We start from the raw sequence: 15,875 nt of genomic DNA on the forward strand, positions 1-15,875 counted from the left end.
GGGCTTTTTTTATTGGATAAAAAAGAATGGCTTGTGTGTATAGGGGTCCAGACTTTTTTCGCTGGCCTCTGTTCCACCAATGAAGCGGGTGTAGGAGAATCATTCGTTCATGGAGGTGAACACCTGCTTGATGTCATCCTTTATACCGTTGTATTTTCAGAAAAATGTGATAAAATGAGTGTATATTCAGCAGATGGGAGTTGATGTATGAGCGATTTGCGAGAAAAAATCATCCAGACATCTTTAGAACTGTTCGACCGCCATGGTTTTCACGGCGTCACAGTAAAACAAATTGTACAGCAGACGAACACATCAAAAGGCGGCTTCTATCATCATTTCCAGTCAAAGGATGAACTTCTATTCGTTATTCACGACACGTTTATTACATATGTATTGAAAGAAGCACAGGCCGCTAACGTTACTCATTCTTCCCCTATACCGAAAGTACAGGCGATCATTCAATCGTTTGTTCAGGTATTCGACTTGTACAAACCACATATCTCGGTGTTTTATCAGGAAAGCCTGTATTTAAAACCAGCGTATGAGGAAGAAATCAAAGGGAAGCGTGATGAGTTCAAACGGATGGTGTTCAATGTCATTGACGAAGGTCAAAAATCCGGCCACTTCCGTAAAGAGCTGCCGCTTGAGATTACAGGGATGGCGATCTTAGGTATGGTCAACTGGATCTATAAATGGTACAGGCGGGATGGGACATACACCATCGATCAAATCGCAGAGGTTTTCACTGATCTGGTGCTGCACTTTTTGCTTCCAGGTAAAGAAGACAGTGAATATTTTCGTCATATGTTAAAAGTTCCTTTTTTTTATGAAAGTGAGTAAACGCTTTCATTATATTTATCATTAAAACAGACCAACCAGTCGGTCTTTATTTCCCTAAGGAGGAATCATATGAATTTCGATTTAACGAAAGAGCAGGAAATGACAAGGAAAATGGTCCGTGATTTTTCAGAAGATGTGATTGCACCAATAGCGGTGGATATCGACATCAACAGTGAATTCCCGAAAGATATCTTTGATGAAATGGGCAAGCTTGGGCTTCTCGGTATCCCATTCCCTGAAGAGTATGGCGGATCCGGGGGAGATACGATCAGTTATGCTCTTGCTGTTGAAGAGATCGGTCGTGTTTGTGGTTCTACGGGTCTCAGTTACGCTGCTGCTGTTTCACTGGGAGCAAGCCCCATCTATTATTTCGGGACAGAAGAACAAAAACAAGAGTTCTTAACTCCTCTAGCTAAAGGAGAAGGATTAGCGTCTTTTGGATTGACAGAACCGAATGCCGGTTCCGATGCAGGAGGTACGAAGACGCGTGCCGAATTGAAAGGTGACCACTACGTGATCAATGGAGAAAAGTGCTGGATTACAAATGCTGAATATGCGAGGTCCATCACGGTCACGGCTGTTTCAGGAAAGCGTGACGACGGGAAGAACATCATATCCGCTTTCATCGTTCCAAAAGATACACCAGGTATGAAGATTACCAGTCCTTATGACAAAATGGGCGTCCGAGGTTCGAACACGTCTGAAATCATCTTAGAAGATGTGAAAGTGCCGAAAGAAAATATTCTCGGAGATCCAGAAAAAGGGTTCAAACAATTCCTTTACACATTGGATGGGGGAAGAATTTCCATTGCTGCTCTAGCAGTAGGAATCGCACAAGCTTCATTGGACCGCGCCCTCGCTTATGCAAAAGAACGGAAACAGTTCGGTCAGCCGATTACTAAATTCCAGGCCATTCAGTTTAAGCTGGCAGACATGGCGATGGAAGTGGAACTTGCTCGGAACATGGTTTTAAAAGCAGCCTGGTTGAAAGATCAAGGAAGGAATTTCACAAAAGAATCGGCCTACGCAAAACTTTTCGCTTCAGAGACGGCTTTCCGATCTGCTAATCAGGCCATTCAAATTCATGGTGGATATGGATATATGAGAGAGTACGAAGTCGAACGTTTTCTCCGTGATGCAAAACTTCTTGAGATTGGTGAAGGAACATCAGAAATCCAGCGCTTGGTCATTGCCCGTCAGTTAGGTTGCTAAATCATTTTAAAGGAGGAAATCTTATGTCCTTATTAGAACAGACGGTTGGTGAATTGTTAGAACAGCAGGCCGAAGCTTATCCGGACCATGAGGCGTTCGTTTATCCTGAGCTGGATCTTAGGAAGACCTATGCTGAATTCAACGATATGACGGATGAAGTAGCCAAGGGATTTATGGCTCTAGGGATTGAAAAAGGAGAGCATGTCGCCATTTGGTCGGATAACAAGCCGGAGTGGCTTCAATCACAATTTGCCTCCGGAAAAATGGGTGGCGTACTCGTCACTGTCAATACGAACTATCGGGCTCAGGAGCTCGAATACCTATTAAAACAATCCGATGCTTCCACATTGATTCTTGCTGAAGAATTCAAAGGAACCTCATATATTGATATTTTGAAAGAAATCTGTCCGGAGCTTGAAACCTCTGAAAAAGGTGATCTTCAAAGTGATCGTCTTCCTTTCTTAAAGAATATCGTTGTTTTGAGTGACAAGTCCTACCGCGGCTGTTATTCATGGCAGGATATCCTTGATATGGGGATGACCGTAAATGATGGGGAATTGAAAGAGCGGAAAGAAACGCTTCACCATCGTGATGTGATCAACATGCAGTACACTTCAGGAACAACTGGCTTTCCTAAAGGGGTCATGCTGAGTCATTACAATATCGTAAACAACGGAAATCAGGTAGCGGATTGTATGCGCCTTACAGAAGATGACCGCCTCTGTATTCCCGTGCCATTTTTCCACTGTTTCGGGTGTGTGTTAGGAACGATGGCTGCTGTTTCCAAAGGGACAACGATGGTTATTCTGGAGCAATTTGATCCGAAAAAAGTACTCCAGGCTGTGAAAGAGGAAAACTGTACAGCGCTTCATGGAGTGCCTACCATGTTCATTGCCGAATTGAACCACCCAGAATATGAAGACTTGAAGCCTTCGACTTTACGAACAGGAATCATGGCAGGCTCTACCTGTCCGATGGAAGTCATGAAGAGTGTGATCGAAGATATGGGAGCGGAAGAAATCACGATTGCTTATGGTCAGACGGAGTCATCACCTGTCATCACACAGACAAAAGCGGATGATCCGATTAATTTGAGAGTGAGCAGCGTCGGCCAGGCCCATCCAAACGTTGAAGTGAAAATTATTGAACCCGCCACAGGTGAAGAAGTGGATACAGGGACTCCTGGTGAACTTTGTACGCGAGGATATCTCGTGATGGAAGGGTACTACAAAAACGAGGAAGCCACAATGACTGCGATCGATCCGGATGGCTGGCTGCATACAGGAGATATTGCAGTGATGGATGAAAATGGTTATGTCGAAATTACCGGTAGAATCAAAGATATGATTATTCGCGGAGGCGAAAATGTCTATCCGAGAGAAATTGAAGAATTTTTGTATCAGCATCCGGATGTTCTCGATGTCCAAGTGGTTGGTGTTCCAGATGAGAAGTACGGGGAAGAGATCATGGCTTGGATCATTCCTAAAGAAGGTAAACAATTAAATGAAAGCGATATCAGGGAATTCAGTGAAGGGAAAATATCGAAACATAAAATTCCTCGATATATAACCTTCACAGATGAGTACCCAATGACGGCGAGCGGAAAGATCCAGAAGTTCAGACTCCGTGAACATGCGCTTGAAATGATGAACTTAAAATCCTAACGAAGAGGTGATCCCTGTTGTTTCAAAAAATATTAATTGCCAACCGTGGAGAGATTGCATCCCGAATTATTCGGACGTGCCAAAGATTGAACATCCAAACAGTGGCTGTCTACTCGGAAGCGGATCAGCAAGCTCCTTATGTACGAATGGCTGATGAGAGCTATCTTATTGGAAAACCACGCGTGAATGAATCGTACCTGAACATCGATAAAATCTTACAGGTGGCCAAGGACTCCGGAGCGGAAGCGATTCATCCGGGATACGGTCTTTTAAGTGAAAATGCGGAGTTTGCGAAAAGAACGGAAGAAGCAGGCTTCACGTTTATCGGACCGGATGCCGATGTCATTGCAAAAATGGGAGATAAGATTGCCGCGAGGGCGGAAATGAAAGCGGCTGGTGTCCCTATTATTCCTGGAACCGAAGATGCAGTTGCGAACTCCGACGATGCCAAAAAAATTGCTGTCGAGTTCGGTTATCCTGTCATGCTGAAAGCGGCGGCTGGAGGCGGTGGTATCGGCATGCAGGCGGTCTATAACGATGAAGAACTGGAAAAAGCGTTTGAAGGCAACTCCAAACGAGCGCAGGCCTTTTTCGGTGATGGGAAGATGTTCATCGAAAAATTAATCGAGCATCCGCGTCACATTGAAATTCAAGTGCTTGCTGATCGTCACGGTAATGCCGTCCATTTGTTTGAACGCGAATGTTCCATTCAGCGCAGGCACCAAAAAGTTGTCGAGGAGGCCCCGTCACCGGTCCTTTCAGAAAAGACACGGGAGAAAATGGGTGAAAGTGCTCTGAAGGCGGTTTCCTCTCTCGGCTATTCCAATGCCGGTACAATTGAGTTTCTGGTCGATGATCAGGAGAATTTCTATTTCCTTGAAATGAATACACGTTTGCAAGTCGAGCACCCGGTCACCGAACAAATTACAGGGGTCGACCTTGTCGAACAACAATTGAGGGTAGCAGACGGGGAACATTTATCCATCCAGCAGAAGGATTTGATCATTGACGGCCACGCCATTGAAGTGAGGATTTATGCCGAAGATCCAAATACTTTCTATCCTTCACCAGGTAAATTGACGAAAATGGTTCTGCCGGAAGGACCAGGAGTACGGCATGAATTAGCGGTAGAAGGAGATTCACAAGTGACTCCGTTCTATGACCCGATGATTGCGAAACTTGTCATTCATGGAGAAAACCGTGAAGACGCGATTGAACGTCTTACAAAAGCCCTTCATGAATACGAAATTGAAGGCATCAAATGCAACCTGACGATGCTGAAGAGCGTCGTCACCCATGAGAAATTCAAAGAAGGCGAAACGAAAACCACATTTGTAGAAAACTATTACCTACCAACATTGACAAATCATTAAGGAGGAATAATCATGACAGAAATTAAAGCATCCATGGCAGGAAGTGTATGGAAAATTGTTGCAGCAGAAGGTACGAAAGTGAACGACGGGGAGGATATTGCGATCCTCGAATCTATGAAAATGGAGATTCCGATCCCTACAGAAACCTCGGGAACAGTCAAAGAGTTAAAAGTAAGCGAAGGGGATTTCGTCAACGAAGGAGACGTCATCGCCATTATTGAATAAACAGGAGGTTCGTATGATGGAATGGCCTGAAAAAGTCACAATTAAAGAAGTCGGTCCACGTGATGGCCTGCAGAATGAACCTGTAGAAGTACCGCTTGAAGATAAGGTTGCCTGGATCGATCTCTTATCTGAAGCGGGTTACTCGTACATTGAATTCAGTTCATTCGTCCATCCAAAGTGGATTCCACAGTTGAAAGATGCAAAGGAAGTGGCAGCGAAGATCTCACGGAAAGAGGGGGTCACCTATGCTGCCCTGGTCCCCAACCGGCGGGGGCTTGAAGCAGCGATCGATACGGACGTGGATGAAGTATCTGTATTCATGTCCGCTTCCGATACGCATAACAAAAAAAACATCAACAAGACGCTGGAGGAAACGTATCCAGTCCTTAAAGAGGTCGTGCAAGAAGCCAAGTTAGAAGGCAAAACTGTAAGAGGTTATCTTTCCACGGTGTTCGGGTGCCCTTATGAAGGAGACATTGCTACAGACCAGGTGGCAAGGGTAAGTGAGCGTTTACTGGAAATGGGTATTGATGAATTGTCTTTAGGAGACACAATCGGTGTTGCAAATCCGAGGCAAGTTGATCAAGCTCTTCACGAATGGAAACAATGGCTTCCTTTCGACAAGCTTGCCATGCATTTTCATAATACAAGGGGAATGGCCTTATCCAACGTCCTTGTCTCCATGCAGCATAACATCACCACTTTTGATGCAGCGCTTGGAGGACTCGGGGGCTGCCCATACGCAAAGGGAGCTTCCGGGAATTTAGCCACAGACGATCTTGTACACATGCTTCATCAGATGGGCATTGAAACAGGGATCAATGAAGAAAAACTGAAGGAAGCGGCGATTTATATCCAACGCGTGTTGAATAAATCACTGCCGAGTCATCAAATGCAGGTGGTAAATAAAGAAAGGGTGTAACGGATGGAGGAACTAGTCGCGTTAGAAGAGATTTCCCCTCACGTGTATGTACTGAAATTGAACCGGCCGGATGCAGCGAATGCATTGTCTTCAGATCTACTTGACCAACTGCAGGAAAAAGCACACGAGATTAACAGGCGTCAGGAGATCAGAGTCGTTTTAGTGACCGGGGAAGGAAATAAAGCCTTTTGTGCAGGTGCTGATTTGAAAGAAAGAAAGGGAATGAGTGACGAAGAAGTCGTCCAGACCGTAACCAAAATCGGAGATACGGTTCGAATGATCGAAGATATCCATGTACCTACGATTGCTGTCATCAATGGGGTCGCATTTGGCGGTGGATTAGAGCTTGCGCTTGCTTGTGACTTACGGATGATGAGTACGTCTACCAAAGTAGGACTGACGGAAACATCGCTTGCCATTATTCCGGGAGCTGGCGGAACCCAGCGTCTATCCAGGCTGATTGGGATTGGCCAGGCAAAAGCGATGATCTATTCAGCGAAGCCGGTGGAAGCCAACCGTGCTTATTCCCTCGGACTTGTCGAATATATCCATGAACCACAGTTTCTTATGGAAGAAGCGAAGGACCTTGCGGCATGCATTGCACGGAACGGACCGGTAGCTATGAAGCAGGCAAAAAAAGCGATCAATCAAGGGTATGATACCGATTTATCTTCAGGTCTTGAGATTGAGCGCGCCTGTTATAAAAAGACGATTCCAACTGATGATCGCGTGGAAGGACTTCAAGCGTTCCAGGAAAAAAGGAAGCCGGAATACAAAGGAGAATAAAAGGTGGAAAAAACGATGCCTACAAATGAAACGTTAGAAGAACGAACGAAGAAAATTGCTTCTGGTGGTGCGGAAAAATATCATAGCAAGAACGCAGAAAAAGGGAAAATGTTCGTCCGTGAACGTTTACAGCTTTTGTTTGATGACGACATCGATATCGAAGATGCTTTTTTCGCCAATTGCCAGGATGAATCCCTTCCTGCTGACGGCGTGGTCACAGGGATCGGGCGAATTAACGGAGAGAAAGTATGCGTGATGGCTAACGATTCAACCGTTAAAGCAGGATCCTGGGGTGCGCGGACAGTTGAGAAGATTATCCGGATTCAGGAAACCGCATTAAAACTGAATGTCCCTATGCTTTACCTTGTAGACTCGGCGGGGGCAAGGATTACCGATCAGGTAGAGATGTTCCCTAACCGCCGCGGGGCAGGACGTATTTTCCATAATCAGATCAAACTATCCGGCCGCGTGCCACAAGTCTGCTTACTATTCGGACCATCCGCAGCGGGCGGGGCTTACATACCTGCCTTTTGCGACATCGTCGTGATGGTCGATGGCAATGCATCCATGTATTTAGGATCTCCACGTATGGCAGAAAAAGTCATCGGTGAAAAAGTGACACTTGAGGAAATGGGCGGTGCGAATATGCATTGTTCGGTCTCCGGATGCGGAGATGTGCTGGCTAAAGACGAAAGTGATGCGATTGCCTATGCCAGAAAGTATTTGAGTTACTTCCCGCAGTCCTACCGGGAACTTCCGAAAAAGGCAGATTCGAGGGAGCCTGCTCCTTTTGAGAAAAGTGTGGAAGAACTGATTCCTAAGAACCAAAATGCACCCTTTGATATGTATCAGTTGATCGATCGTCTTATTGATGATCATTCGTTCTGCGAAATCAAGAAAAAGTTTGCTCCTGAACTCATTACCGGGCTTTCAAGAATTGAAGGACGGCCTGTGGGGATTATCGCTAACCAGCCGAGAGCAAAGGGCGGGGTTCTATTCCCTGATTCTGCGGATAAAGCGGCGAAATTCATCCAGCTCTGTGACGCCTTTAATATTCCACTACTGTTTCTTGCTGATATTCCAGGGTTCATGATCGGAACAAAGGTTGAGCGAGCAGGGATTATCCGTCACGGTGCGAAAATGCTTTCTGCTATGAGTGAAGCAACGGTACCGAAAATTTCTGTTGTAGTCCGCAAAGCATATGGAGCAGGGCTCTATGCGATGGCAGGGCCGGCGTTTGAGCCAGATGCGTGTCTAGCCTTGCCAACAGCACAAATTGCTGTCATGGGGCCGGAAGCGGCTGTGAACGCCGTGTATGCCAATAAGATTGCTGCGCTGCCTGAAGAGGAGCGACCGGCTTTCATCAAGGAAAAGCATGAAGAATACAAAGAGAACATTGATATCTATCGGTTGGCTTCTGAGATGGTCATCGATGACATCGTTCAGCCGAATAAGCTGCGCGAAGAGCTTTCCACCAGATACGATGCCTACGAAACAAAAGACGTGTTGTTTACTGAAAGAAAACACGGCGTCTATCCGGTCTGACAAAAAGGTTCCTGGACAACATTGGTCCAGGAACCTTTTTTATTGGATACGACATGTTAATAGAACGATTTCTAGCAACCTCATACAAAAGGGTGGTACTTCTTACGTTGACGAAAGATTTTGACCAATGCTCCTTATTTGCTCAATGCTTTCCGGGTTGACAAGTGCACTCAAGTCACCGGAAGGGTGGTTCAAGTATGCGGATTTGATGGCACGTCTCATCACCTTGGCATTTCTTGTTTTAGGCAGGTCATCGACCACAAAGATTTTTTTCGGGGAGAGAGCCTTCCCTAGTTTTTGATTCAGAATCATCGTTAACTCTTCTGTTAGATCTTTTGTAGGCTTGGTATCGTTAAGGACGACGAAAGCAATGGGTTCTTCTCCCTTTATCTCATGAGGGACTCCGATAACTCCGGCTTCTATAACTGATGTATGTTTAACGAGAACAGACTCGACTTCCGTCGGACCTAGACGCTTTCCAGCAACGTTCAAAACGTCATCAGATCGTCCGGTAATCGTATAGAATCCTTCATCGTCTTTAATCACCCAATCCCCATGCACCCACGTATCATTGAAGCGGCTCCAATATGTCTTTTCATAACGCGCACCGTCTTTAAAAAAACTCTTCGTCATCCCTACCCACGGGGATTTGATTACCAGTTCGCCAACTTCATTGATGAGGGGCTCTCCTTTTTCACCATACACATCAACATCCATACCTGGAAGAGCAGCATTGAAGGTTACCGGTTGAATCGGTTTGACAAGTACATTCCCAAGGATTCCACCTGAGACTTCTGTTCCTCCTGAATAGTTAAAAATGGGAACTCGTGAATCTCCCGCATGTTTAAAAAGCCAATGCCAAGGCTCCGGATTCCATGGTTCACCTGTCGATCCAATAAGCTTCAAGGATTGAAGGTCATGTTTCTCCAGCCAGTCTTTCCCGTGCTTCATCATTGTTCTGACTAGAGTCGGGGATATTCCTAAATGGGTCACTTGATATTTCTCTACAAGCTTCCATAAACGGTCGGGTTCTGGATAATCAGGAGTACCTTCGAACATTACGATGGAAGCCCCATTAACTAATCCTCCATACACGAGGAAAGGTCCCATCATCCACCCCATATCTGTGTACCAGAATAACGTATCTTTATTTGTGACATCCATGCAGATGCCAGCATCAAAGGCAGCCTTAACAGGAAAGCCTGCATGAGTATGGACTGCTCCTTTTGGTAGACCCGTCGTTCCAGAAGTGTAAATGAGAATAAAAGGATCATTCGCTTTTTTACTTTCGTCTTGTAAGTGGCTTTATTCTTTCTCAAATCACTCCAGCGAACATCACGAGGTTGTTTATATTCCATTTCCACTCCTGTCCGTTCTACGACGAAAACATGCTCTAAAGAAGGGCATTGATCTGCCACAAGGTCCGCCTCTTCTTTCATTAGCACCGTTTTTCCTCTACGGTAAAAAGCATCAGCTGTTATCAGCGCTTTCGAATGACTTGCATGAATTCTTGTAGTGACGGCATCAGCTTTGTAACCAGAGAAGGCAGGAGAGAAGATTGCACCGATCTTTGAGATGGCCAGCATAGCAATGAGGGTCTCAGGGAGCATGGGCAGATACAAAGTAACAATATCCCCTTCTGTAATTCCATAGCTCTCAAGACCATAAGAGACAGCATCCACTTCCTTTTGCAAATCTTTAAAAGAGTAGGAGGCTGTTTGGCCATTATCTCCTTCCCAGTATAGAGCGATATCATTTTCTTTAGAAGGATGACTCGCCCATCGATCCAGCGCTAAGTGAGCAACATTCAACTCTCCACCTTCAAACCATACAGGATACATAGGCCCATGTGTTTGATCCAGCACCTGCTTATAAGGGGTGTACCACTCGATATCAAGCTCTTTCACTACTTCTTCCCAAAACCATTCGATATCATCGATCGATTTAAAGTGAAAGTCATCATAGCAGGTGTAGCCATGCTTTTTCATCCATTGGAATAATCGTGTTGCTTCTTTATATTCTGCGGTAGGAATCCATGCGTTGTTGTATGAAGTCATGAACGTTCCTCCTTTTTCAGAATGTTCTTGTTTTTATTATAACGGAATCGTTCATTCGATTGAATTGATGGAAAGATAGAAATATTGTCGAACATTGCAAATTTCGTGAAACTTTAATAGAGTTGTAATCGTTATGTAATATAACCCCTTTTGTTACATACATAGGGAATATAAAAAGAGGAGTGATCATTTGTTTGAAGGTGCTTTACTGTTAGTCATTTTAGGAGTGATTGGAGCGGTGGTGCTTGTTGGTGGAATCATTACTTTCATCATCTTCCGCATGCGTTATAAGACGGCCAGTTCTAACGAAGCATTGATTGTCACGGGACCAAAACTTGGAGATCCAGAACAAGAGAAGAACGTATTTGAAGACGATAACGGACGGTCGGTCAAAATTATTCGTGGCGGGGGGTACCGCCTGCGAATGTTTCAGACGGCAACACCGATTGATTTGACATCCTTTCAGCTGCAGGTCAACTCAGACAAAGCCTACACAAAGGAAGGTATTCCAGTTAGAGTTGCCAGTACTGCTGTGATCAGTATTGGTAGTGAGCTTGAGATCATGGCCAATTTTGCTGAGAAATTCCTGGGTAAAAAACAGAAAGAAAGAGAATCGGAATTGAAAGATGTGCTGAATGGTCATTTACGTTCCATCATCGCATCGCTTCCTATTGAAAAAATCTATAATGATTTCAAAGAAGTCAACACACAGGTGAAAAAAATCGCTGAATCCGATTTAAAAGGCATGGGCTTTGAAATTACTTCTTTCGCATTGAATGATGTGGAGGACGTGGATGTTGAGAATGGATACATCGACGCACTCGGCCGTCCTCATATTGCTGAAGTGCAAAAGAAAGCGAACATGGCAGAATCCGATGCAACGAAAGAAACACGCATTTACCAGGCGAAAAACGACCAGGAAGCACAGGATGAAGAAAATCGTCGTTTGACTGCGGTTGCGGCATCTACGAAAGAAAAAGACATCAAAGAAGCGGAATTCCAGACGGAAACCAACCGAGCCAAAGCTAACGCAGACCAAGCAGGAGAATTAGAGAGGCAGAAACTTGCCCAGCAGATTAAGGAAGAAGAATTAAAGGTTCAATACATTGAGAAGCAAAGAGCGGTCGAGTTGGAAGAAGAAGAGAACAAGCGACGCCGTTCGATCGCTGATGCTGAAGCTTACGAAGTGACTAAACGGTCGCAGGCAGAAGCCGATAATGAACGTATCAAAGGGGAATCCCAAGCGGAAGTCATTCGTCAGCGAGGAATGGCTGAAGCGGAATCGAAAGAGCGTATGGCTAAAGCGATGGAACATTATGGTGAAGCGGCTATTATGGAAATGCTCATTAAAGTATTGCCTGACTATGCAGAAAAAGTCTCCGCACCTATTAGTCAAATTAAGGATATGAAGGTTATTGATATGGGCGGTAGCGATTCACGTGGAGGTTCTGCGAAAGTAGCGAACAGTGTGACTTCGACTATGCTTGGCATCCAGGAATCTTTAAAAGAAACGACAGGCATGGATCTGAAAGCGATGCTTGAAAGCTATGTATCAAGAGGAGCTGTCAATGAATTTGGACAAAACAACAATTCTGATCATGAATGGAAGGAAGCGGCTGCTACGAAAGAAGAGCAGGAGAATAATGAGGAAGAATCCTCGATTCCAGAAGGTCAGGAAGAAGAAAAATGATTGCTCGGCCTGCAGGACTTGTTGTTCTGCAGGCTTTTATTGTAAAGTAGGTTTGAAGCGTTCTTCATTTGGGGTAAATAGGTTTGAGGTCTCACAAGCATATCTCTACATAGAATCGACGGTTTAACAAAGAATTAATTGTTTCAAAATTAAATTAATGGTAAAGTCAAAAACGTAGAGACCTTGACTTTGTCCGTCTTCGAACGATGAACGATTAGTAAGGAGATAGAATAGTCATTAGAGTCATTCTATTTTGGAATACGAGTATGCAAGACGTAACTAGGAGGTAGATTATGAGAATTATTGTAGCAGGGGGAGACGGTTTTTGCGGTTGGCCAACGGCACTATACCTATCCAAACAAGGACATGATGTAACCATCGTAGATAATTTAGTACGCAGAAAGTATGATGATGAACTACGTTCGAATTCAGTTACACCGATCGCATCACTGGAAGACCGGGTAGCTAAATGGAAAGAAGTTTCAGGAAAAGAAATCAAAACATTCATTGGTGACTTGAATCATTATGATTTCTTAAGTGAAGTTTTCCGTCAAACGGAACCTGAAGCATTCGTTCACTTCGCTGAACAACGTTCAGCTCCTTATTCAATGATTGACCGTGAGCATGCGGTTTATACACAAACAAACAATGTCATGGGGAACTTGAACGTTCTTTATGCCATTAAAGAATTCGCTCCGGAATGTCACCTGATTAAATTGGGTACAATGGGCGAATATGGTACTCCTAACATTGATATTGAAGAAGGATATATTGAAATTGAACATAAAGGACGGAAGGATACACTTCCATATCCAAAACAACCTGGTTCCTTCTATCACTTGTCTAAAGTACATGACAGCCATAATATTATGTTCGCATGTAAAATCTGGGGCATACGCGCCACTGACTTGAATCAGGGAATCGTATACGGTTTACATACAGCCGAAACGCGCCAGGATCCAATGCTCGTAAACCGTGTAGACTACGATGGCGTATTCGGTACAGCTCTAAACCGTTTCGTCAACCAGGCAGCGATCGGGCATGACATCACGGTTTATGGTTCAGGAGGGCAGACACGTGCGTTCCTAAACATTGAAGACACAGTAAGATGTGTAGAAATCGCCGCTGAGAATCCAGCAGACAAAGGTGAATTCCGCGTATTTAACCAATTTACAGAATGGTTCTCTGTACAGGATCTTGCAGAACGTGTACAAAAAATCGCAAAAGAAGAAGGTCTTGATACACAAGTGAAACAGATTGAGAATCCTCGTATCGAAAATGAGGATCACTATTACAACGCTGTGAATACAAAACTGCGTGACCTTGGTCTGGAACCTCACTTGTTGACAGACGATGTCATTCGTGACATTTTGCGCACAGCTGTCGAAAATAAAGACCGAATCATTGAAGAGAACGTATTGCCGTCAATCACTTGGAAGTAAGGAGTTTTCCGCTTTGAAAATCGCCATCATTACAGAAACATTCCTACCATCAACAGATGGAGTCGTCACTCGATTAAAAGAGTCCATCAAATACTTGAGAAGCCAAGATCATGAAGTCGTCGTCATTGCTCCAGACTTTGGTGTGACGGAATATGAAGGGGCGGTCGTCGAAGGGGTCAAAACGACAAGAATGCCTTTTTACAGGTATCGAGAATTCAGTTTACCACAACGGAGGGTCAAGGATTTGTTACAAAAACATGATCCTGACCTCGTCCATGTGGTGAATCCTGCTCTCGTAGGGGTATCAGGCGTCTATTACGCTGATAAACTGAACTATCCACTAATTGCTTCTTATCACACTCACGTCCCTAAATACTTGGATTACTATCGTTTATATCCATTCAAGCCTCTTGTATGGTGGTATTTTAGAAAATTACACAACTATGCAGATGTGAATTTGTGTACTTCAAGAGCCATTAAGACAGAGCTGGATGAGAAGAACTTTCATAATGTGAGTGTATGGGACCGTGGGGTGGCTGTTGATCACTACCACCCTCGGCATAAAAACGAACAAATGAGAGACCGCCTATCTGCCGGCAGGAAAGAGAACAAGCTTCTTGTTTTTGTCGGCCGGCTGGCTCCTGAAAAAGAAATTCATAAAATTAAGCCCTTGTTGGAACAGAGGAAGGATATCTCTCTTGCCATCGTTGGAGATGGTCCTGTGAAAGGTGAATTAGAAGAAACTTTCAAAGGTACCAATACAGTGTTTACCGGACTAATGCACGGAGAAGAGCTTGCTCAAGCTTTCGCTTCTTCTGATGCACTTATTTTTCCATCAGTCACAGAAACGCTTGGCCTTGTCATCCTGGAATCTATGGCTTCTGGTCTGCCTGTCATCGCAGCAAAAAGCGGTCCGACCATGGAGCAAGTGGAAGATGGCAAAACCGGACTATTGTTTGAAAATGAGAACACGCACAGCATGATTCAAGCGATTGAAAGACTGGAAGATGAGGAGTTGTATCAGACACTTTGTAAAAATGCACGTCAAGAAGCAGAAAAGTATAGCTGGCAAAAACCTTCCGAGCAGATCCTCGAATATTATTACAAGACGTTAAAGGTCTTCGATGAGCAAGCAGCAACAACGTCAAAAAAATCAAAGGTTAAAGTCACAGAGTAAATACTCTGTGACTTTTCTTTTCGTTTGTCTACATAGTAGTAACTCCAAAACACCGCAACACACCAAATGAGAACAGATGTTCTGACCCCCGTAAAATCAGCACATTTTAGCTCTTTTTCTATTCATACTTAGTAGTAACTCCGAAATATTGTAAAAAAAACAATCAATAAAACGCTAGCCATTTTCCAGAATAACAGAAACCTAGATGGTCATTTATTTTATACACAGCAGAAGAGGGGAGACAGTACGAAAATTGTCATGGTCTCTAGAGAAAAATGTGAATTTTTATTTAGACTTAACCAGTTGTATTGCCGTGATCGTATGTATACATAAGCCTTTAGCCAAAGGTCTGAGGATTCAATAGATGTAAGGGCTTTATTATATAACATTCAAATAAATGAGAGACACTGAACATAAATGTTAGATAGTCATCATGTTAGTTTAGAAAATAGTCCAATGAACCAGTTTTTGAGGACAAAGAAAAAGTAAGGTGTAATAAATTTTTACGCTGGATATTAAAAAGTCAGTTTAAAAGTTTAAAAAGCTTCGGTGTAGATTCAGTAAAAAAAATTACAGCCGTTAAGAAAGTTAAAATTTTTTGGTGATACAAATGTGTTTATAATAAATCATTAGTGCAACCAATAAAGATCCTAAAAAGTTCATGTTGAAATCCGTTCATTTTTTATTTTGTCTCAGTATCATAAGTATACTTAATAAGTGAGATAAAATATCCATTTCTTGAATGACTCAGTATAATAAATATTATGTAAACTAGAATTAAAAATAAAAATACATAGTCTATTGATCATACTTAACCTCTTTTATTCCAGGATCCCCTACGCCCTCAAATCTTAATTGAATAAAAAGAATAAGCGTTTCTAAGAACCTGTTCTAAAACTTCGTTATCCTATTTTGACTCAGTTGTTTTTCATACAAATATGC

Annotated in this window: 13 protein-coding genes and 1 pseudogene; 12 read left to right on the top strand and 2 right to left on the bottom strand. The window is 43.6% G+C overall.

The annotated features are described in order from the left end of the window. The first annotated feature begins 12 nt into the window (after positions 1–12). The 9 genes from GLW00_RS09500 (at position 13) to GLW00_RS09540 (ending at position 8,567) form a co-directional block, all read left to right on the top strand. A complete protein-coding gene (locus tag GLW00_RS09500) occupies positions 13–204 on the top strand; it encodes a hypothetical protein (protein WP_160913378.1) in 192 nt (63 codons plus the stop codon). A gap of 3 nt (positions 205–207) precedes the next feature. Continuing rightward, on the top strand, positions 208–840 hold the full coding sequence (locus GLW00_RS09505; RefSeq protein ID WP_160913380.1) for a TetR/AcrR family transcriptional regulator: 633 nt from the start codon (positions 208–210) through the stop codon (positions 838–840). 69 nt (positions 841–909) lie between these two features. Continuing rightward, a complete protein-coding gene (locus GLW00_RS09510; RefSeq protein WP_160913382.1) occupies positions 910–2,052 on the top strand; it encodes an acyl-CoA dehydrogenase in 1,143 nt (380 codons plus the stop codon). Positions 2,053–2,075: 23 nt separating this feature from the next. Then, positions 2,076–3,716, top strand: a complete 1,641-nt coding sequence (locus GLW00_RS09515; protein WP_160913383.1) for an AMP-binding protein — start codon at positions 2,076–2,078, stop codon at positions 3,714–3,716. 17 nt (positions 3,717–3,733) lie between these two features. Next, a complete protein-coding gene (locus GLW00_RS09520) occupies positions 3,734–5,089 on the top strand; it encodes an acetyl-CoA carboxylase biotin carboxylase subunit (protein WP_160913385.1) in 1,356 nt (451 codons plus the stop codon). Positions 5,090–5,101: 12 nt separating this feature from the next. Beyond that, a complete protein-coding gene (locus GLW00_RS09525) occupies positions 5,102–5,314 on the top strand; it encodes an acetyl-CoA carboxylase biotin carboxyl carrier protein subunit (protein ID WP_160913387.1) in 213 nt (70 codons plus the stop codon). Positions 5,315–5,327: 13 nt separating this feature from the next. Beyond that, entirely contained in the window at positions 5,328–6,236 is a 909-nt protein-coding gene (locus GLW00_RS09530; protein WP_160913389.1) for a hydroxymethylglutaryl-CoA lyase, read from the top strand. Positions 6,237–6,239: 3 nt separating this feature from the next. Continuing rightward, on the top strand, positions 6,240–7,022 hold the full coding sequence (locus tag GLW00_RS09535) for an enoyl-CoA hydratase (protein ID WP_160913391.1): 783 nt from the start codon (positions 6,240–6,242) through the stop codon (positions 7,020–7,022). A 15-nt stretch (positions 7,023–7,037) separates the two neighbouring features. Then, positions 7,038–8,567 carry an acyl-CoA carboxylase subunit beta gene (locus GLW00_RS09540; protein ID WP_160913808.1) on the top strand — a complete coding sequence of 510 codons (1,530 nt, stop codon included), beginning with the start codon at positions 7,038–7,040 and terminating at the stop codon, positions 8,565–8,567. Positions 8,568–8,669: 102 nt separating this feature from the next. Here the strand turns inward: GLW00_RS09540 and GLW00_RS20885 are convergent, their stop codons facing one another. Together GLW00_RS20885 and GLW00_RS20890 are read right to left on the bottom strand one after the other, a co-directional pair. Further along, on the bottom strand, positions 8,670–9,830 hold the full coding sequence (locus GLW00_RS20885) for an AMP-binding protein (RefSeq protein ID WP_335808465.1): 1,161 nt from the start codon (positions 9,828–9,830) through the stop codon (positions 8,670–8,672). A 113-nt stretch (positions 9,831–9,943) separates the two neighbouring features. After that, positions 9,944–10,624, bottom strand: a pseudogene (locus GLW00_RS20890) (AMP-binding protein); the annotation flags it as partial. A 190-nt stretch (positions 10,625–10,814) separates the two neighbouring features. Between GLW00_RS20890 and GLW00_RS09550 the strand changes: the two are divergent. From GLW00_RS09550 to GLW00_RS09560, 3 genes are all read left to right on the top strand, one after another. Then, positions 10,815–12,314: a flotillin family protein gene (locus GLW00_RS09550; protein ID WP_160913393.1), complete on the top strand. Its 1,500-nt coding sequence runs from the start codon at positions 10,815–10,817 to the stop codon at positions 12,312–12,314. Positions 12,315–12,607: 293 nt separating this feature from the next. Next, entirely contained in the window at positions 12,608–13,756 is a 1,149-nt protein-coding gene (locus tag GLW00_RS09555) for an NAD-dependent epimerase/dehydratase family protein (protein ID WP_160913395.1), read from the top strand. Between the two features lie 13 nt (positions 13,757–13,769). Further along, the gene (locus tag GLW00_RS09560; protein ID WP_160913397.1) at positions 13,770–14,933 is read left to right on the top strand and encodes a glycosyltransferase family 4 protein; all 1,164 of its coding nucleotides are present in this window, start codon (positions 13,770–13,772) and stop codon (positions 14,931–14,933) included. Positions 14,934–15,875: the final 942 nt, after the last annotated feature.

Origin of the sequence: Halobacillus litoralis, assembly GCF_009856445.1 — a bacterium.
Taxonomy (GTDB): Bacteria; Bacillota; Bacilli; order Bacillales; family Halobacillaceae; genus Halobacillus; species Halobacillus litoralis.